The sequence below is a fragment of the Qipengyuania citrea genome (assembly GCF_009828015.1).
GTDB classification, from domain to species: Bacteria; Pseudomonadota; Alphaproteobacteria; order Sphingomonadales; family Sphingomonadaceae; genus Qipengyuania; species Qipengyuania citrea.
This window is the reverse complement of the sequence record NZ_WTYG01000001.1, coordinates 618,905-636,579: the sequence shown is the minus strand read 5'-3', so window position 1 is coordinate 636,579 and position 17,675 is coordinate 618,905. Positions and strand designations below refer to the sequence as shown.

The following is a 17,675-nucleotide window of genomic DNA, read 5'->3' as shown; positions in this document are numbered from 1 at the left end:
ATGAAAGTGATTCACTGGCTGAGCGCCGGGGCCCTGCTGGCATCGGTGGGCACCGCGCCCGCGGTGGCCCAGGAAACGCTGGTTGCCCCCGGGCCACGAGGCGATCTTGCAGGAACGCTGGTCGCGCCCGCCGAAGGGCAACCGCTGGTCCTGATCATCCCGGGTTCGGGCCCGACTGACCGCGATGGAAACAATCCGCTGGGAGTGACTGCGGCATCCTATCGCCTGCTCGCCGAGGCGCTGGCCGGGCGCGGCATCGGCACATTGCGGACCGACAAGCGGGGCATGTTCGCCAGCAAGGCGGCGGTGGCGGACGCCAATGCGGTCACAATCGCCGATTATGTCACCGATACTGCAAGCTGGGTGGGCGCGGCGCGCACCGCGACCGGGGCCGAGTGTATCTGGCTGCTGGGGCATAGCGAGGGCGGGATCGTCGCGCTCGCCGCGGCACAGGACGTGCCGGATCTGTGCGGGATCATCCTCGTCGCTGTACCGGGCCGCCCGCTGGCCACCCTGCTGCGCGAACAATTGCGCGCCAATCCCGCCAATGCGCCCTTGTTGGACGAAGCCGAGGCGGCCATCGCGACTCTGGAAACCGGCGAACGCGTCGATGTCACGCCGCTGCATCCGGCGCTTCAGAGCCTCTTCGCGCCCGCAGTGCAGGGCTTTCTCATCGATTTGATGGCGCAGGATCCCGCAGCGCTGGCAAAGCAGACCGACCTGCCCATGCTGATCGTCCATGGCGGGACCGATCTGCAAGTCACTGCAAAGGATGCCCAAATGCTTCGTGCGGCGGCCCCACAGGCCAAGTATCTCGAAATTCCGGCGATGAACCATGTGCTCAAGGACATTCCGGACGGCGCGGCCGCAGCGAATCGCGCAAGTTATGGCGACCCCTCGATACCGGTATCGCGCGCATTGGTCGCGGGCGTGGCGGATTTCGTGACGCGCGATAGGGGAGCAAGCGAATGAGCGAGCGTGATGACGGGGCATGGTTCGCACCCAAACGCTTCGGCTATGGCGCAGGGCTGCCGATCGCGTGGCAAGGCTGGGCGTTACTGGCCGGCTACATCGCGGTGATGCTCGCCCCCAACCCTCTCCTCGAATGGGATCCCATTCTCGGCACCGGCATTGCCGCAGCCGTCTGGATTTTCGCGACAGCGTTTTTCCTGCTCGTCGCAAAGCGCAAGACACGCGGCGGCTGGCGCTGGCGCCACGGCGAACGCGATTGACAGGAACAGCGCGATGGACGGAGTTATTCGCCCATTAACCATTATGGGCTAGACGCTCCGCATGGCTTCGCCTTTCGTCCCTCCTGCCTCGCGCCTGCCGCGCTGGCTACTCGCCGCGATCGCCGCGGCGGCGGTGGGCGTGATCCCGCTGGCCGCGCTGCTGGCGCAGGGGGAGGGCCGCGCCAGTTTCACCGTGGCCGAAACCGGCCGCGGCTACGTGTCGCTGCAGGCTGCAGTCGATGCGATCGGCGATAGCGAAGGCACGGTGGTGATTGCCGCAGGCAATTGGAACGAATGCGCCGTGCAACGTGACGGCGTGGTGCATTTCCGTGCCGAACAGCCGGGCGAAGCGCTGCTGGGCGGCAAGGCATGCGAAGGCAAGGCATCGCTGGTGCTGCGCGGACGCGGGGCCAGCGTCGAAGGCCTGGTGTTTGCCGATATCGCGGTTGCCGATGGCAATGGCGCGGGTATCCGTCTTGAAGAGGGGCCGCTGCGCGTTTCGCAAAGCTGGTTCCGTGACAGCCAGCAGGGCATTCTGACCACCAATGGTGTCGACAGCGAGCTGGTGGTCGACAAATCGACCTTCACCCGGCTGGGCACTTGCGAAAATTCGGGCGGCTGCGCCCATTCGATCTATGCCGGCGATTACGGCCGCGTCACGGTGACGCGCAGCCGGTTCGAACAGGGCACCGGCGGCCATTACCTCAAGTCGCGCGCGGCGCGCAACGTGATCGAGGGCAACAGTTTCGACGATGCCAACGGCCACGGCACCAATTACCTGATCGACTTGCCCAACGGCGGGACCGGTGCGATCCGCGGAAACTGGTTCGTCCAGGGGCGCGACAAGGAAAACTGGTCGACGATGATCGCCATCGGCGCCGAAGGCGCGCGCTACACGTCCGACGGGCTGGTCATTGCCGACAACGATGCGCGGATGGTCCCGGGGCTGTCGCGCAGTCCGGCCTTTATTGCCGACTGGACCAATGACGCGCTGGTGATCGAGAACAACAGGCTCGGCAGCAACGTCAGGCGCTTCGAGCGCCGCTGAACGCCGGGGCGAAGTTCACCGCGCCGCGCGGTGCGTCGCCTTCAAGCACCAATCGCTGGAAATAGCGGGGCTCCGCCCCGTCGTAGCGCAGCGCGGGATCGCATTCGAAACCGAAGCGCGCGTAATAGGCCGGGTCGCCGACCAGCACGATCCCGCGCCCACCGCTTTCCCGCAGATCGGCAATGCCGCGCTTGATCAGCGCCGAACCAATGCCCTGCCGCTGCAATTCGGGCCAGACGCTGACCGGGCCGAGCCCGAACCACCCCTCGCTGCCATCGGAGATGGCGACCGGCGAAAACGCGACATGGCCGACGATCCGCGTCGCATCCTCGGCCACCAGCGACAGCGCCAGATCGCCATCGGCGCGCAGCCGGTCGACCAGCTGCTGCTCGTCGCCCTCGGCATGGGGCATGTCCCGAAACGCCGCCTCGGTCAGCGCGAAGATCGTCGGTGCATCGCCGCCGCGTTCGGGCCGGATCGCGATCGCGGTCACAGCAAATGTCCCGACCGGTCGCGCTTGGTCGCAAGGTAATGGGCGTTGTGCGGGTTGTCGGGCAGCGCATGCGGCACGCGTTCGGCAATCGATACGCCCACCGCGGCGAGCGCCGCGACTTTGGCCGGATTGTTCGTCATCAGCCGGATTTCCCCGACACTGAGCAGCTCCAGCATCCGCGCCGCAGTGGGAAAATCGCGCGCTTCGTCGGGCAGGCCCAGCCGCGTGTTCGCGTCGACCGTGTCGAAGCCCTGGTCCTGCAGGCGGTAGGCGCGCAGCTTGTTGATGATGCCGATCCCGCGGCCTTCCTGCCGCATGTACAGGAGTATGCCCCAGCCGCCCTTGTCCGCTTCCTGCGCCATCGCCTGCAGCGCGGCGGCGAGCTGCGGGCCGCAGTCGCATTTGAGGCTGCCGAGGATATCGCCCGTGAGGCATTCGGAGTGCAGCCGGACCAGCGGAATACGGTCGGCCGATTGCTCGCCGATAATCAGCGCGACATGCTCGCGTGTGTCGTCGGGGCTGCGGAAGGCGACGATCCGCGCATCGTCGGCGGCGGCCACGGGCAGCCGCGCGCGCGAGGCGATCTGCAGCCGCGCGGCATCGGTAAAGGCGCCCACATCGGCAGCATTCAGCGCCACCGCTTCGCCGGCATTCTCCGGATCGACCAGAAAGGCAGGCAGCACGCCGGCGAGGCGGGCGAGGTCGAGCGCGGCGCGCGCCTGCTCCTCCCATTCGAGCGCCATGGCCTTGAACGGCCCCTTGAGCGGGTTGGCCATGTCGAGCGCCGGATCGGCGACCGCCAGCGCGGCCGGCAGGTCGAACCGGTCGGCGCCGCGCATCAGCACCGGCTGGCGCGGCGCGGCGGCTTCGATCTGGTTGGCCAGCTTGAGCGTCGCCGCGCGCGTGGCGGAGATCAGCATGGCCGATCCCGCCAGCTCGCCGAAAGCGGTTTCGACCGGTTGCAGCAGCGGGGCCCCTTCGATGGCGAGCGGCCAGCCGTGGCGCAGCGCGTCCACCGCCTGCGCCGCGCGCCGTGAAGGGGAGGCCGTGCTCAGAGCGTGAACTCCGTCACCAGCGGCACATGGTCCGACGGCTTTTCCCAGTCGCGCGCGTATTCGTGGATCGAATGGCCGGTAGCCTGCCGTGCGAGTTCGGGGCTGGCCCACATGTGGTCGAGCCGGCGGCCGCGGTCGTTCACCTTCCAGTCCTTCGACCGGTAGCTCCACCAGCTGTAATAGCGTTCGGGCGCCTTGACGTGTTCGCGCCCGATATCGCTCCAGCCATGCGCATCCATGAAGCGCTGCAGGCTCTCGACCTCGATCGGCGTGTGGCTGACCACCTTGAGCAATTGCTTGTGGTTCCACACGTCGCTTTCGAGCGGGGCGATGTTGAAATCGCCGACGATCAGCGTCGGGCGGTCGACCGCATCGGCCCAGCGGGTCATCCGGTCGAGGAAATCGAGCTTCTGGCCGAACTTGGCGTTTTTCTCGCGGTCGGGCTCGTCGCCGCCCGCCGGGACATAGACATTCTCGACGATCATCCCGTCATGCTCGGTCAGCTCGACCCCGACATGGCGCGCCTCGCCATTGTCCTGCCAGTCGTGGCGGCTGAATTCCCTGAGCGGCGTTTTCGCCACCGTCGCGACGCCGTGATAGCCCTTCTGCCCATGCACGGCGAAATGCTCGTATCCCAGCGCGCGGAACGCCTCGTAGGGGAACTGGTGCTCCTGGCACTTGATCTCTTGCAGGCACAGCACATCGGGCGCCTGCTCTTCGATGAAGCGCTCGACGATGGGCATGCGCAGGCGGACGGAATTGATGTTCCAGGTAGCGATAGAAACCATGGCCAGCGACTTAGGACGCGCGCCGGGAAAACTCCACCTTTCCCTTTTCGCATCGAGCCGATAGCGCGGGGGGCGATTGCCAGGAGAGCTACATGATCCGGACCCCTTCCCTCGCCGCGCTGGCGGCATCCGCCGCGCTGTTGCTGGGTGGCTGCACCACCACCAACAATTACAACTATCCCGACAAGGCGCGCGCCGCGTCGGCTGCCAGCGAGACACAGGCCGCGGGCAAGGCGAAGAACGTCATCCTGTTCATCGGCGACGGCATGGGCATTTCCACCGTCACCGCCGCGCGCATCTATGCGGGCCAGAAGCAGGGGCAGAGCGGCGAGGAATACGTCCTGCCGTTCGAGACCTTCGACAATGTCGCGCTGGTCAAGACCTACAACACCGACGCGCAGGTCGCCGACAGCGCGGGCACGGCCAGCGCCATGCATACGGGCGTGAAAACCCGGATCGGCGTGCTCGGCTACGGGCCCGGCGTGACCACGGGCGACTGCGCTTCGGGCAGCGGGCACGAACTGGGCCTGCTGGGCGAAGAGGTGAAGCAGCGCGGACTGGCGCTGGGCATCGTCAGCACCGCGCGGCTCACGCATGCGACCCCCGCCTCGGTCTATGCGCGCAGCGTGTCGCGCGACTGGGAAGGCGATACCGCCATTCCCGAAGACCAGCGCGGACGCGGCTGCAGCGACATCGCGCAGCAATTGGTCGCCGCGCCGTTCGATGTCGCGCTGGGCGGCGGCAGTGTGGCATTTTATGGCAAGCAGAACGGCGGACTGCGGCTCGATGACGGCGCCGACCTGCCCGGCGACTGGCAGGCCGCCACCGGGGGCCATTTCGTCACCACCGCCGCCGATCTGGCCGCAGCTCCTGCCGATGCGCCGCTGCTCGGGCTCTTTTCGCCCAGCCACATGACCTACATGGTCGATCGCGACGCCGAGAGCAGCGAACCCACGTTGACCGACATGACCGCCGCGGCCGTTACCCGGCTGGCAGGCGACCCGGACGGCTTCTACCTGATGGTCGAAAGCGGGCGGATCGATCACGGCCACCACGCGGGGCAGGCGGGCTACGCGCTGGAGGAAGCGGTCGAATTCGCGCGCGCAATCCAGTGGGCGATCGACAACACCGACCCGGCCGAAACGCTGATCATGGTCACGGCCGATCACAGCCATGTGTTCACCATCGCGGGCTATCCGCGGCGCGGCAACGATATCCTCGGCCTCGTCGTCCCGCCCGCCGGCGGGGGCGGGGACGACGCCGATCCGATGCTGGCCGCCGATGGCCAGCCCTACACCACGCTGGGCTATGCCAATGGTCCGGGCGCGGTGAAACACGATGCGCCGGGCGGCGGCCGACCGACCCCCGAAACCGGGGTGATGGCGCATCAGCAGGCGCTGGTCCCCCTGGGCTCGGAAACGCATGCGGGCGAGGATGTCGCGCTCTACGCCAATGGCCCGGGCGCGGGCAGCGTGCGCGGCGTGATGGAGCAGAACCTGATCTACGACGTGATCCGCAAGGCATACGGCTGGCCGGCGGACTGATCGGCGGCGCGGCCCGGACCTTGCGTCCGGGCCGCCACCCGCACGGCGCCAAGACACAAAAAACCCCCGCACCGGGGGCATTGGTGCGGGGGTTTCCTGTGAGCGTTCGTCACGCTTGGTACGAGATGAACCGGATCGAAGGGGTCAACAGGGGGGAAACCCGCTTCGTGTCGTCTCGTGATGGTTAAATTAGGCCGGGGCCGATTGCTGTTCTATGAACGCACCGTCGCGGGATATCGCACACCGCGCACCGTTCGCCGCGAGGCCGTTTATCCCGGGCGACGGGATGAACGGCGCGGATCACGGAAGGTGAACGCGCTGTCCGCCACCGCGACGCCATAGCGCTGGTTGGCGAGCTGCACCGTGGTCCGGTGATTCTGCGAATCGAGCGAGACCCAATGCGTCAGCCGCAGCCCGCCGGGCGCGGCGCGGTCCCGTGCGAAAATCAGCGTGATCACGCCGAATTCGGGGCGCTTGGTGTCGCGCACCTCGACGCTGACCACATCGGGATGGCTGGTCGGGACCAGCTTGCCATACCGTTTCACGTCGCGGCTGGGGTCGAGCAACGCCCCCAGCGGCGAATTGCTGATCGGCCAGCGCTGGACCTGATTGACCTCGTAATCGACCATGTACATCGACTTGCCGTTCGACACGACGAGCATGGGAACGCCCTTTTCGTATTCGAAGCGGATCTTGCCGGGACGCTTGAGCGTCATCACGCCGCGGACCGTCTGGCCGCTGCGGTCGGTCTGGACGAAATCGGCCTTCATGGTGGAAATCCCGCGCAGCGCGGTCACCGCGCGATCGAGATCGCCTTCGGCCGCCACCGCGGGCGCAGGCGTAAGCGCGGCCGATACGGGAAGCGCCGCAGCCAGCGAAAGAGCCAGCGCGGCGCGGATCGTTTTGTTCGATTTCGAAGACAAGGTGCTCATGCTCCTGCTGATAGACACGGAGCGTTGAACCATCACTGAACCAACTGCGTTCCCGCGGTTCAGCAAGGCGCGCCTTACTTGATCTTCGCTTCCTTGAATTCGACGTGCTTGCGGGCAACCGGATCGTACTTGCGGAAGGTGAACTTTTCCGTGTGGTTGCGCGGGTTCTTCTTGGTCACGTAGTAGAAGCCCGTATCGGCAGTCGAGACGAGCTTGATCTTGACGGTTGCGGGCTTCGCCATGGCGTGTTCCTAAAGATCTGAAAGGGGCCGGTCGGGCCCGAAAAAACAAGGGCGGCGCGCACAGCACCGCCGTTCCGGCGCGGCCATTGGGCGATTCACGCGCGAAAGTCAAGCATCCGGCGGCGCAAATTGCGCTGCCGGTCGACCCCCCGGCGGCGCTGCGCGGGCGGGCGGGCCTTTGCATTATCCTACCAGTCCACCTTGCCGCGCTTGGCTTTGACATCGCCGCGGACCTTCTTCGCCTTCAGCCGCTTGACCTTGCCCACGCGGTTAACCCGGCTCTTCTTTCGCTTGCGCGGCGGGTTCAGCGCCTCGTGGAGCAGCGCCACCAGCCGTTCGCGCGCGGCCTCGCGGTTCTGCTCCTGCGTGCGGTATTCGTTGGCGGTAAAGACGATCTCGCCATTCTTGGTCAGCTTGCTTCCCGCGATGTCCTTCAGCCGTTCGAAAGCCTCGGGCGGCAGGCCGATCTGGAAGACGTCCACCCGCAGCTGGACCGAGGTTGCGACCTTGTTGACGTTCTGCCCACCGGGGCCGGAGGAAGCGATGAACTTCTCTTCGGCGATTTCGAGTGCCCGGTCGGCAATCTTACCCATCGGCAAAGCCGAGCGCGGCGAAATCGCGCGGCAGCGGGGCGGCGGCATCGATCGGCGGCTTGCCCGTGCGCGGCACGGTCAGCGCCGCGGCATGCAGCATGGTGCGCGGCGCGCCCTTGCCATTGCCATAGACCGGGTCGCCCAGCAGCGGCAGGTTCAGCCCCGCCTGGCAATGCACGCGGATCTGGTGCGTTCGCCCGGTTTCGGGGCGGAATTCCACCAGCGTGTGTCCACCGTGCTCGGCCAGCACCCGCCAGTGGGTGATCGAGGGCTTGCCCTTTTTCGCGGCGATCATCCGCCAGCCCTTTTCCGCGCTGCTGATCTTGGACAGCGACAGTTCGATCGTGCCTTCGCTATCGGCGGGCACGCCCGACAGCACCCCGAGATAGCGCTTCTCGACCAGGCGTTCCTCGAACGCCTTGGCAAAGCGCTTGAGCGCCTTGGCGTTGCGCGCCAGCAGCAGGCACCCGCTGGTATCGGTATCGATCCGGTGCACGGGCATGGGCGCGCGCTGGAAACCCAGCTTCAATTCCTCGAAATGGTCCTCGAGCGAGGCCCCGCCGCGGCGGGGGCGTTCGATCGGCAGCCCGGAAGGCTTGTTGATGACCAGCGCTTCGCCGTCTTCGAACAGGATGGGGATATGGGACATAGAGCTTTCCGTTCGCCCCGAGCGTGTCGAAGGGCCGTAGGGGGAGGGATGCGCCGTCCTTGGAGAAAAACCTGCCGCGCGACAAGCGGCAGGCGTGCGGGCGTCATTCGCCGACCAGCCGCGCATCCATCATCAGCCGCAGCGCATTGCCGAGCATGAAGCCGCCCGCGAGGTCCTCGATTCGCACTTCCGTTTCGCGCGCGCGGCCTTCCTCGATCAGTGTCCGGCGGAAGACACCGGGCAGCAGGCCCAGCCGGGCGGGCGGGGTCAGCAGCACTCCGTCGGGGCTGGGGACGAAGATGTTGGTCACGCTGCCTTCGGTGAGCAGGCCGTCCTCGCGTACGAACAGCGCCTCGTCGGCGTCATGTGCCTGCGCCACGCGGCGCGCTTCGTCGTAGAACCCGCGGTCGCTGGACTTGTGGCGCAGCCGCCAGTCGCCGGGATCGACGGGCAGCGGCAGGATTATGCAGCGGGCCGGGTCGCCCCAGGGCGCGGGCATGTCCTGCGCCTCGAGCGCGATCGCACCCGAACGCGCAGCAAGCAGGCGCACGCGGCTTGGCTTCTCCAGCACGAAACACAGCGCGTGCAGCTGGTTGCGGGCATCGTGCCGGTCGAAGGAGAAGCCCAGTTCTCCAGCGCTCGCCTTCAGCCGTTCGAGATGGGTCTCGAGCATGGCGATCCCGGTTTCGGGGACGAAGCGCATGGTTTCGATCAGGTCGAATTGCGCGGCCTGGTGCGCGGGCGAGGACGTGCGCGCGAAAGCGCCCTTGAGCAGCGCTTCGCGCCATTCGGTGCGCGGCTCGCTGTCGGCGACGATCGCCCCGCCGACACCCAGCACGGCCTTGCCGCGGGCGTTTTCTATCTCGGTCAGCCGCAGCGTCCGGATCGCGACGTTGAAGGCGGCGTCGCCCCCCGCGCCGATCCGCCCGATCGCGCCGCAATAGGGCCCGCGCGGGTCGCGTTCGGCGGCGTCGATCAATTCCATCGCGCGGATCTTGGGGGCGCCGGTAATCGATCCGCAGGGGAACAGTGCACGCACGAGATCGGCTGCGCCGCATTCCGGCTTGAGCCGCGCGCGCACCACGCTGACCATCTGGTGCACCGTCGGGTAGCTCTCGACCGCGAACGGATTGTCGACGCGCACGCTGCCCGCTTCCGCGACGCGCGACAGGTCGTTGCGCATCAGGTCGACGATCATCAGGTTTTCGGCCTTGTCCTTGACCGAAGCGGTCAGCTCGCCCGCCAGCGCTTCGTCCGCGGCGCTATCTTCGCCGCGGGGGCGCGTGCCCTTCATCGGCTTGGCCTTGGCCTCGCCGTCCTTGAGCGACACGAACAGTTCGGGGCTGAGGCTGAGCAGCCAGTGCGCGCCGTCGAAGACCACGCCGCCGTAACCGGCCTGCGCCGCGGGCCTGAGCGCGGCATAGAGGCCCAGCGGATCGCCCGAGAAACCGCCCGCCAACGGGAAAGTCAGATTGGCCTGGTAGATATCGCCCGCGCGGATCGCCTCCTGCAACTGCGCGAAGGCCTGCGCATAGCCGCCGGGCGAAAGCTGCGGTTCCAGCGGGCCGACGCTGCCGCCACCCGGTGCGCGCGCCGCCAGCCAGTGCGGCATTTCGTCAGCGGGGATCCGGACCGGTTCGCCGAACAGGCCCAGCCACACCAGCGGACCCGCACCGCCGCTGCGCACCGCCGCGCGGTCGGCCAACCGGTCTTCGAGCGCGAGCCCGGCCTCATAGGCGATATAGCCCGCCAGCTCGCCGCCTTCGCGGCGCGCGTCATCGGCATCGGCAAGCGCCCGGGCGACCTGTTCGGGACGGTGGGCGACGAAGACCCGGCGCGGGTTTTCGAACAGCAAGGCATCGGCTGCGCCCGTTTCACGCGCATCGTCGAGCAGGACAAAGGGCTGCCGTTCCGCCATCGGTGCCAGCCTTTACCGCAAGCGCAGCGCCTGTCGAGGGATTGCTTGACCGCACCCACAAGGCTGCGTCAGATGGCCGGCATCGGCGGGCCTGCGGAATGGGGATTGAGTGCATGAGCGAGATTTTTCTGGGACTGGGCGCGAATGGCCAGCGCCAGCACCTGCGGCTCGACCAGGCCAATCGGCACGGGTTGATCGCGGGCGCCACCGGGACCGGGAAAACGGTGACACTGCAGGGCCTTGCCGAAAGCTTTTCGGCGCAGGGGGTGCCGGTGTTCGTCGCCGATGTGAAGGGTGACCTCGCCGGGGTCTCGCTGGCGGGATCGCCGCAATTCAAGCATGCCGACAAGCTCGAGGCGCGCGCACAGGAACTGGGCATGGACGATTACGCCTATGCCGACAACGCCGCGGTGTTCTGGGACCTGTACGGCGAACAGGGCTTCCCGATCCGCACCACCATCTCGGAAATGGGGCCGATGCTGCTCGCACGGCTGCTCGACCTGAACGAGACGCAGGAAGGCGTGCTCAACATCGTCTTCCGCTATGCCGACGACAACGGGTTGCTGCTGCTCGACCTGGGCGATCTGCAGTCGATGCTGGCCTATGCCTACGACAATGCGAAAGACCTGTCGGGCAAATATGGCAATGTGGCCAAACAGAGCGTCGGCGCGATCCAGCGCCAGCTGCTCAGCTTCGAGAGCCAGGGCGCCGACAGGTTCTTCGGCGAGCCTGCGCTGGAAATCGACGATTTTCTCGCATGCGATGCGCAGGGTCGCGGCGTCATCAACGTGCTCGCCGCGAGCAAGCTGATGCGCGCGCCCAAGCTCTATGCCACCTTCCTGCTGTGGCTGCTCGCCGAACTGTTCGAGAGCCTCCCCGAAGTGGGCGACCCGGACAAGCCGAAACTGGTGTTCTTCTTCGATGAAGCGCACCTTCTCTTCGATGATGCGCCCGAAGCCCTCGAAGACAAGGTCGAACAGGTCGTCCGCCTGATCCGCTCGAAAGGCGTCGGGGTCTATTTCGTCACGCAGAACCCGGTGGACATTCCCGAGAAGATCGCCGGCCAGCTGGGCAACCGCGTCCAGCATGCGCTGCGCGCCTTCACCCCGCGCGACCAGCGGGCCATCAAGGCGGCAGCGGAGACCTTCCGCATCAATCCCGAACTCGATGTCGAGCAGGCGATCACCGAACTCAAGGTGGGCGAGGCGCTGGTCTCGACGCTCGACGGGGACGGCGCGCCCACCGTGGTGCAGCGGACGCTGATCAAGCCTCCGCAATCGCGTCTTGGCCCGGTGACCGAGAAGGAACGCGCGATCGTCAATTCAGTGAGCGCGGTCGATGGCAAATACGACGTCGCGGTCGATCGTGAAAGCGCCGAGGAAGTGCTTGCCGCCAAGGCCGCGGACGCCGCCGCCACTGCCGAGGAAGTCGCCGAGAAGGGCGAGAAGGAAGTGCGCAAGCGCAGCCGCAAGACCACTTCGCTGTGGGAGCGTGCAGGCAAGGCCGCGGCAGGGGCCGCCGCCAGCAGCGCGGCCTCGATCATCGCGGCCAAGGTGATGGGCCGGACCAGCAGCGCCAATCCGGTGCGCACTGCGGCAACCTCTGCGGCGGGGACGATCGCCACCGAATTCGGCGGCAGCATCGCGGGCCGCTTCGTCCGCAATCTGGTCGGCGGCCTGATGCGCTAGAGCGGCAGGCGGATCTCGGCGCGCAGGCCGCCCTGCGCGCGATTGGCGAGCGACAGCGTGCCGCCGTGCTGTTCCGCCACCGCACGCGCTAGCGTCAGCCCCAGCCCCGACCCGCCCGTTTCGCGATTGCGGCTGGCCTCGCCGCGCGTGAAGGGTTCGAGCATGTCGTGGATGCGCTCTTCGGGGATGCCGGGGCCGTCATCTTCCACCCGCAGCACCGCCATGCCGTTCTCGCGCAGCACGCTGACGTGCGCCGTGCCGGCATAGCGCAGCGCATTGGTGACCAGGTTGCGCAGCCCGCGCTTGAGCCAGGTGAGATGGACCGCCGCGGCGATGCGGCTCCCGCTGGCAAGCGTGACCGGCTGGCCCATGTCCTCGAATTCCTCGATCACCGAAGCGGCCAGCGCGCCCAGTTCGGTCATCTCGGGCGGGGCGTCGCTGCGCCCGATCCGCGCGAGCGAAAGGATCTCGTCGAGCGTGCGGGTGATGTCCTCGATCGTGGCCGCCATCTTTGCCCGCGCGGCTTCGTCCTCGACGCTTTCGATGCGCACGCGCAGCGCCGCCAGAGGGGTCTTGAGGTCGTGGCCGATCGCCCCGAGCATGACGTCCTTCTCGTCGAGCATCGAACCGATCCGCGCCTCCATCGCATTATGCGCGTGGATCAACCGGCGGACATCGTCGGGGCCGCTCGGGCTGAGCGGCTCGCCGGGGACCGCGCCGCTGCCGAAACGCCGCGTGCGCTCGGCCAGCGTGGCCAGCGGGCGGGTGATCCGCCGCAGGACGAAATAGAGCAGGCCGACCAGCACGAGGAACAGGATCACCGTCTGCAGCACCAGCGAGCGCACGGGTCCGCGATCGGGCGGTGGCACGGCAAGGCGCGCGACCTGCCAGTCGTCGCTGCCCGCCTGCCTCAGCCCCACGACCAGCAATGTCTCGCGGTTTGCGGGCAGCCGCTCGCGCCATTCGGGGGAATCGGCCGCGGACTGCGCGATCAGCGGATCGGCCGATACGGCGCGCTCGGTCGCGACCACTTCGGCCACGGCCAGCCCCTGCCGTTCGAGCTGCTGGGTTATGGTGGCTTCGCGCGCGGGGTTGCGGCTCTCGCCGGGAAGCAGCGGAACGGCAGCCGTCTCGGTAAAGCGGATTCGGCGGGGAAGGCGCAGGCCGCGCTCGGCACCGGGGATGCGGCGAGTGACTGGACGGGGCGGGCCGGAGGCACGCCGCTCGCCGCGCAGATCGCGCCGCTGGCCGGCCAGCAATTGGAAACTGGCGGCACTGGCCAGTGCGAACTCGCGCCGTTCGGATGCGGCCCGGTACAGCATGACTGCCGAAATCGCCTGTGCGATCAGCAGCGCCGCGGCCAGTGCCAGCATGACCTGGCCCAGCAGGCTGCGCGGCAGCAACCGCGTCATGCCGTCTCGCCGCGCGCGACGCGCGTCACTTCGGCGCCGAAGCGATAGCCGCCGCCGCGCACGGTCTGGATGAAATGGGGATTGCGGCTGTCGGTTTCGATCTTGCGTCTCAGCCGGCTGATCTGGTTGTCGACCGCGCGGTCGAACAATTGGGCTTCGCGCCCCTGCACCATATCGAGCAGGCGGTCGCGATCGAGCACCTGGCGCGGATGATCGCAAAACGCCCGGAGCATGCGGAACTCGGCAGTCGACAGCGGTACGAGCGCGCCGGTCGGATCGGTCAGCCGGTGCTTGAGCGGATCGAGCTGCCAGCCCTCGAAATGGTAGAGCAGCTCCTCGTCCGTTGCCTCAGCGGCCGGCCGTTCGGCACGGCGCAGCACCGAACGGATGCGCGCCACCAGCTCGCGCGGTTCGAACGGCTTGGTGACGTAATCGTCGGCGCCGATTTCCAATCCGATGATCCGGTCCATCGCTTCGCCCTTGGCGGTCAGCAGGATCGTGGGCAGGCCGCGGCTTTCGACGAGGTGGCGGCACAGCGACAAGCCGTCCTCGCCCGGCATCATGATGTCGAGCAGGGCGAGATCGGGCAATTCCTGCGCGATCAGCGTGCGCGCCTGCGCGGCGCTGTCCGCCTCGCGCACGACGAACCCCTGGCGGGAGAGATACTCCGCCAGGGGTTCGCGCAGGCTGGGCTCGTCATCGACGAGCAGGATGGAGGTGGGCGCGGGTTCGGTCATAGGTCTTGCACTTGCGCGCCTACCGTCCAGCGGTCCATGCGATCAAGCGTTACTGGCCGCGGCGCTCGCCGCGCTTGGCCTGCCGTTCGGCCCGGCGTTCCGCCTTGTGGGCTTCGCGCTCCTCGGCCGAGATCGCGCCATTGCCATCGCTGTCGAGCTTGGCGAAACGTGCCTGCACCGCGGCATCGAATTCGGCGCGGCTGATCGCCTGGTCGCCATTGGCATCGGCGCTCAGGAACATGCCGCCGCGCTTCCCGCCGCGGTTGCCCCGCTTGCCGCGTTCGCCGCGCGCTTCGTGCATTGCGGCGAGTTCGGCTTGCGAGAGGCCGCCCGAATTGTCGGTATCGGCCTGCGCGAAACGCTGGGCCATCCGTTCGGTCCGGTCACCGCCGCGCTTGGCCCGCCGTTCGCTGCGTTCGCCGCGCTCGGGACGATCGGCCTTGCGCGCCTCGCGGGCGGCCTGCATTTCGGCTGCGGTGAGCTCGCCGTCACCATTGGCATCGGCGCGGGCGAACATCTGGGCACCGCGCGCCTGGCGGTCGGCAGCGTCGATCACGCCGTCGCCATTGGCATCCATGCGGGCGAAACGTTCGGCGCTCGCGGCCTGCATTTCGGTCAGCGTGACACTGCCGTTGCCATCGGTATCGGGATTATGCGCCCCGCGGTGCTGCGCGATCGCGGTGGTACCGGTCAGCGCCAGTGCGGCGGCGGAAAGGGCAAGGATGGTCTTGTTCATAGGATATCTCCAAAGGTCTGGAGAGCTGCGACGGACCGGGGTCTGAGGGGAGGGAGGTCTGGCCCGCCGCAGCTCGTGTCCCTGTTCTAGGCCGACAATGTCGCAGCAATATCCCGAACCTGGCCTGAATTGTAACGGAAGGTATCACGCCGCCGGCCGCGTTCATCGCGCAGCAAGCGCGTCGGCGCGATTGCCCCGTCAGGCCGCCTTGTCCATCAGGAAGGCGTTGAGCTTGTTGCCATCCGGGTCGCGGAAATAGGCGGCATAAAACACCATGCCATTGGCATCGGGCTCGCCGCGCGGTCCGGGTTCGCCCTCGCTGGTGCCGCCGTTGGCCAGCGCGATGTCGTACAGCCGCTGCACCTGATCGCGATCCTGCGCCTGCAGGGCCACCATGGTGCCATTGCCGACGGTCGCCGCTTCGCCATCGAACGGCTTGGTCGCCGCGATACCCGCCGCGCCGTCCATATTGCCCCAAGCAATGAAGCTGTCGAAATCCATCATCCGCCCCACGCCCAGTTCGGCCGCGATGGGATCGTAGAACCGAGCCGCCCGCTCGAGATCGTTGGTCCCCACTGTCACATATCCGATCATCTGCACTCTCCTTGTCGAAAACGACTCGCGACCGGCGGAACATTAGGGGAACATGATCTGGCCTACAAGGGCGCGCACTGCTCCTCGAGCCAGGCGAGATCATCGCCCTCGAGCTGCGGGGCAAGCGTGGCGTAGACCGCGGTGTGATAGTCGTTCCACCAGCCGATCTCGGCCTCGCTGAGCAGCGCGCGGTCGACCAGCGTCCGGTCGAGCGGAACCATCGTCAGCGTTTCGAAGCCGAGATACTTGCCCTCGCTGTCCGCAAGACCCGCATCGACCACCAGCACGAGGTTCTCGATCCGGATGCCGTATTCGCCGGGCTTGTAGTAACCGGGCTCGTTTGACAGGATCATCCCCTCGCGCAGCGGGGTTTCGGTGCCGGGGAAGGCGCCGCCCGGCTTGCTGATCCGCTGCGGCCCCTCGTGGACCGAAAGGAAGCTGCCGACGCCATGCCCGGTGCCGTGGCCGTAATCGACCCCGCCGTTCCACAAATGCATCCGGGCCAGCGCATCGAGCGCGCCGCCAGTGGTGCGATCGGGGAATTTCTGCATGTCGAGCTGGATATGGCCCTTGAGCACGCGCGTGTTGCGCTCGACCATCTCGGCGCTGGGCTCGCCCGGGCCGATCCACACGGTACGGGTGATGTCGGTGGTGCCGTCGAGATACTGGCCGCCCGAATCGACGAGGTAGATCGACGACGGCGGGATCGGGATATTGCTGTCTTCATCGACCTTGTAATGCGGCAGCGCGGCATGGCCCGCTGCGGCACTGATCGTGTCGAAGCTCGCATCCTTGAGCAGGCCGCCCGCTTCGCGGAATTCGAGCAGCTTGGCCGCCGCGGCGAGCTCGTCGACGCCGCCCTTGGGCGCTTCGATGCCGAGCCAGCGCAGGAACCGCGCCACGGCGGCACCATCGCGCGACTGGGCATCGCGGTGGCCCTGCTGTTCGGCCGGGTTCTTGATCGCCTTGGGCAGTACAGTCGGATCGTCAGTGCGCACCACGCTGGCGCCGCCCTGTTCCAGCGCGTGGAAGATGCCCGCCACCGCGTGGTTCGGATCGACCGCGACCCGCTTGCCGTCCAGCGCCTCGAGCGCGGGTACGAATTCCGCGCGGTCGCGCACCGTCACCGCATTGCCGAGATGCTGGGTGAGTTCGGGCGTGACCTTGTCGGGCGCGATGAACAGTTCGGCAGTGCCATCGGCATGCGCCAGGACATAGGACAGCGCGACCGGCGTGTTGTCGACATCGCTGCCGCGCATGTTCAGCAGCCACGCGACCGAATCGAGCGCGCTGACGACGGTCGCGTCATACCCTTCCTGCTTGAGCCAGTCGGCCACTTCGGAACGCTTGTCGGCGCTCGACCGTCCGGCATGCGCGTCGCCATGCGGCACCGCTGCGGCCAGCGAGGCCTGCGGACGGTCGTCCCAGATCGCATCGATCGGATTGCCGTCCACCGGGACCAGTTCGATGCCCTTGCGGGCGAACGCGGCTTCGGCTTCCTCGGCCCAGCCGATCCCGTGCAGCCATGCGTCATAGCCGATCTTCGCCCCCTCGGGCGCGTGCTCGGCGATCCATTTGGCGGGCGATGTGGCAGGCACATCCTCGTAATCGTACAGCGCCCCGCTGACCTGCTCGCGCACCTGGACGGTATAGCGCCCGTCGGTGAACATCGCTGCGCGGTCCTGCAGCACGGCGGCACTTCCGGCGCTGCCGCCGAAACCGGTCAGCCAGTTGAGCCGCTGGGCATAGGAGCCGACATATTCGCTCATGTGCTCGTCCGAGATGGGAATGACGAAGCCGTCGAGGCCGCGGCGGGCCAGTTCCTTGCGCAATCCGTCGAGACGGGCTTCATGGGTCTGCATCAGCATCGAGAAATCCTTTCCTTCGCGCCGGTCGCGCTGGGGAGCGACTCGGTGCTTGCGGCGCGTGGCGCAGCCGCATAATCACTCCCCCGTCATAGTCATCCGCGGCGCTCCTTTCCAGTTTTGCGCCGCCCGGGGGAGGACCACCTATG

At 67.4% G+C, this 17,675-nt stretch carries 18 protein-coding genes; 5 read left to right on the top strand and 13 right to left on the bottom strand.

Features of this window, described 5'->3' with window-relative positions; translation table 11 throughout:
* From GRI55_RS02900 to GRI55_RS02890, 3 genes are all read left to right on the top strand, one after another.
* Positions 1–972, top strand: a complete 972-nt coding sequence (locus GRI55_RS02900; RefSeq protein WP_160766137.1) for an alpha/beta hydrolase — start codon at positions 1–3, stop codon at positions 970–972.
* Positions 969–1,232, top strand: coding sequence for a hypothetical protein (locus GRI55_RS02895; protein ID WP_160766136.1), 264 nt, complete (start codon positions 969–971; stop codon positions 1,230–1,232). The genes GRI55_RS02900 and GRI55_RS02895 overlap by 4 nt, the downstream gene beginning before the upstream one ends.
* 61 nt (positions 1,233–1,293) lie before the next feature.
* A complete protein-coding gene (locus GRI55_RS02890) occupies positions 1,294–2,280 on the top strand; it encodes a right-handed parallel beta-helix repeat-containing protein (RefSeq protein ID WP_160766135.1) in 987 nt (328 codons plus the stop codon).
* Here the strand turns inward: GRI55_RS02890 and GRI55_RS02885 are convergent.
* Genes GRI55_RS02885 through xth form a run of 3 tightly spaced genes read right to left on the bottom strand, consistent with a single transcriptional unit; the run spans position 2,258 to position 4,616 of the window.
* Complete coding sequence (locus tag GRI55_RS02885; protein WP_307019856.1) at positions 2,258–2,773, bottom strand: GNAT family N-acetyltransferase; 516 nt, start codon at positions 2,771–2,773, stop codon at positions 2,258–2,260. The genes GRI55_RS02890 and GRI55_RS02885 overlap by 23 nt on opposite strands.
* The gene (gene ribA, locus GRI55_RS02880) at positions 2,770–3,789 is read right to left on the bottom strand and encodes a GTP cyclohydrolase II (protein ID WP_160766134.1); all 1,020 of its coding nucleotides are present in this window, start codon (positions 3,787–3,789) and stop codon (positions 2,770–2,772) included. Before ribA ends, GRI55_RS02885 begins: the two co-directional genes overlap by 4 nt.
* A gap of 35 nt (positions 3,790–3,824) precedes the next feature.
* Entirely contained in the window at positions 3,825–4,616 is a 792-nt protein-coding gene (gene xth / locus GRI55_RS02875; RefSeq protein ID WP_063505308.1) for an exodeoxyribonuclease III, read from the bottom strand.
* A gap of 92 nt (positions 4,617–4,708) precedes the next feature.
* On the opposite strand from xth, the gene GRI55_RS02870 reads away from it, so the two are divergent.
* Complete coding sequence (locus GRI55_RS02870) at positions 4,709–6,160, top strand: alkaline phosphatase (RefSeq protein WP_160766133.1); 1,452 nt, start codon at positions 4,709–4,711, stop codon at positions 6,158–6,160.
* Between the two features lie 269 nt (positions 6,161–6,429).
* On the opposite strand, the gene GRI55_RS02865 is transcribed toward GRI55_RS02870, so the two are convergent.
* The 5 genes from GRI55_RS02865 to pabB all read right to left on the bottom strand — a co-directional run bounded on the left by GRI55_RS02865 (position 6,430) and on the right by pabB (position 10,494).
* On the bottom strand, positions 6,430–7,092 hold the full coding sequence (locus GRI55_RS02865; RefSeq protein WP_160766132.1) for a LolA family protein: 663 nt from the start codon (positions 7,090–7,092) through the stop codon (positions 6,430–6,432).
* A gap of 74 nt (positions 7,093–7,166) precedes the next feature.
* Positions 7,167–7,334, bottom strand: a complete 168-nt coding sequence (rpmG, locus tag GRI55_RS02860) for a 50S ribosomal protein L33 (protein WP_050601641.1) — start codon at positions 7,332–7,334, stop codon at positions 7,167–7,169.
* 188 nt (positions 7,335–7,522) lie between these two features.
* A complete protein-coding gene (gene arfB / locus GRI55_RS02855) occupies positions 7,523–7,927 on the bottom strand; it encodes an alternative ribosome rescue aminoacyl-tRNA hydrolase ArfB (protein WP_050601642.1) in 405 nt (134 codons plus the stop codon).
* Complete coding sequence (locus tag GRI55_RS02850; RefSeq protein WP_050601643.1) at positions 7,920–8,576, bottom strand: RluA family pseudouridine synthase; 657 nt, start codon at positions 8,574–8,576, stop codon at positions 7,920–7,922. Before GRI55_RS02850 ends, arfB begins: the two co-directional genes overlap by 8 nt.
* Positions 8,577–8,679: 103 nt before the next feature.
* Positions 8,680–10,494 (bottom strand): aminodeoxychorismate synthase component I, encoded by a 1,815-nt coding sequence (gene pabB / locus GRI55_RS02845; RefSeq protein ID WP_160766131.1) that lies wholly within the window; start codon positions 10,492–10,494, stop codon positions 8,680–8,682.
* A 113-nt stretch (positions 10,495–10,607) separates the two neighbouring features.
* On the opposite strand from pabB, the gene GRI55_RS02840 reads away from it, so the two are divergent.
* A complete protein-coding gene (locus GRI55_RS02840) occupies positions 10,608–12,182 on the top strand; it encodes a helicase HerA-like domain-containing protein (protein ID WP_160766130.1) in 1,575 nt (524 codons plus the stop codon).
* Here GRI55_RS02840 and GRI55_RS02835 read toward each other — a convergent pair.
* The 5 genes from GRI55_RS02835 to GRI55_RS02815 all read right to left on the bottom strand — a co-directional run bounded on the left by GRI55_RS02835 (position 12,179) and on the right by GRI55_RS02815 (position 17,529).
* A complete protein-coding gene (locus GRI55_RS02835) occupies positions 12,179–13,594 on the bottom strand; it encodes an ATP-binding protein (RefSeq protein ID WP_160766129.1) in 1,416 nt (471 codons plus the stop codon). The two genes, GRI55_RS02840 and GRI55_RS02835, sit on opposite strands and share 4 nt — an antisense overlap.
* Entirely contained in the window at positions 13,591–14,331 is a 741-nt protein-coding gene (locus GRI55_RS02830) for a response regulator (RefSeq protein ID WP_160766128.1), read from the bottom strand. Before GRI55_RS02830 ends, GRI55_RS02835 begins: the two co-directional genes overlap by 4 nt.
* Positions 14,332–14,380: 49 nt before the next feature.
* Positions 14,381–15,067, bottom strand: a complete 687-nt coding sequence (locus GRI55_RS02825) for a hypothetical protein (RefSeq protein WP_050601648.1) — start codon at positions 15,065–15,067, stop codon at positions 14,381–14,383.
* Between the two features lie 198 nt (positions 15,068–15,265).
* Positions 15,266–15,661, bottom strand: coding sequence for a VOC family protein (locus GRI55_RS02820; protein ID WP_160766127.1), 396 nt, complete (start codon positions 15,659–15,661; stop codon positions 15,266–15,268).
* Between the two features lie 62 nt (positions 15,662–15,723).
* The gene (locus tag GRI55_RS02815) at positions 15,724–17,529 is read right to left on the bottom strand and encodes an aminopeptidase P family protein (RefSeq protein WP_160766126.1); all 1,806 of its coding nucleotides are present in this window, start codon (positions 17,527–17,529) and stop codon (positions 15,724–15,726) included.
* Positions 17,530–17,675: the final 146 nt, after the last annotated feature.

Excerpts from the sequence above, each read along its gene's own strand:
- GRI55_RS02900 (WP_160766137.1), top strand. The coding sequence starts at position 1 with ATGAAAGTGATTCACTGGCTGAGCGCCGGGGCCCTGCTGGCATCGGTG.
- GRI55_RS02895 (WP_160766136.1), top strand. The coding sequence starts at position 969 with ATGAGCGAGCGTGATGACGGGGCATGGTTCGCACCCAAACGCTTCGGC.
- GRI55_RS02890 (WP_160766135.1), top strand. The coding sequence starts at position 1,294 with ATGGCTTCGCCTTTCGTCCCTCCTGCCTCGCGCCTGCCGCGCTGGCTA.
- xth (WP_063505308.1), bottom strand. The coding sequence starts at position 4,616 with ATGGTTTCTATCGCTACCTGGAACATCAATTCCGTCCGCCTGCGCATG.
- GRI55_RS02870 (WP_160766133.1), top strand. The coding sequence starts at position 4,709 with ATGATCCGGACCCCTTCCCTCGCCGCGCTGGCGGCATCCGCCGCGCTG.
- GRI55_RS02865 (WP_160766132.1), bottom strand. The coding sequence starts at position 7,092 with ATGAGCACCTTGTCTTCGAAATCGAACAAAACGATCCGCGCCGCGCTG.
- rpmG (WP_050601641.1), bottom strand. The coding sequence starts at position 7,334 with ATGGCGAAGCCCGCAACCGTCAAGATCAAGCTCGTCTCGACTGCCGAT.
- arfB (WP_050601642.1), bottom strand. The coding sequence starts at position 7,927 with ATGGGTAAGATTGCCGACCGGGCACTCGAAATCGCCGAAGAGAAGTTC.
- GRI55_RS02850 (WP_050601643.1), bottom strand. The coding sequence starts at position 8,576 with ATGTCCCATATCCCCATCCTGTTCGAAGACGGCGAAGCGCTGGTCATC.
- pabB (WP_160766131.1), bottom strand. The coding sequence starts at position 10,494 with ATGGCGGAACGGCAGCCCTTTGTCCTGCTCGACGATGCGCGTGAAACG.
- GRI55_RS02840 (WP_160766130.1), top strand. The coding sequence starts at position 10,608 with ATGAGCGAGATTTTTCTGGGACTGGGCGCGAATGGCCAGCGCCAGCAC.
- GRI55_RS02835 (WP_160766129.1), bottom strand. The coding sequence starts at position 13,594 with ATGACGCGGTTGCTGCCGCGCAGCCTGCTGGGCCAGGTCATGCTGGCA.
- GRI55_RS02830 (WP_160766128.1), bottom strand. The coding sequence starts at position 14,331 with ATGACCGAACCCGCGCCCACCTCCATCCTGCTCGTCGATGACGAGCCC.
- GRI55_RS02825 (WP_050601648.1), bottom strand. The coding sequence starts at position 15,067 with ATGAACAAGACCATCCTTGCCCTTTCCGCCGCCGCACTGGCGCTGACC.
- GRI55_RS02820 (WP_160766127.1), bottom strand. The coding sequence starts at position 15,661 with ATGATCGGATATGTGACAGTGGGGACCAACGATCTCGAGCGGGCGGCT.
- GRI55_RS02815 (WP_160766126.1), bottom strand. The coding sequence starts at position 17,529 with ATGCTGATGCAGACCCATGAAGCCCGTCTCGACGGATTGCGCAAGGAA.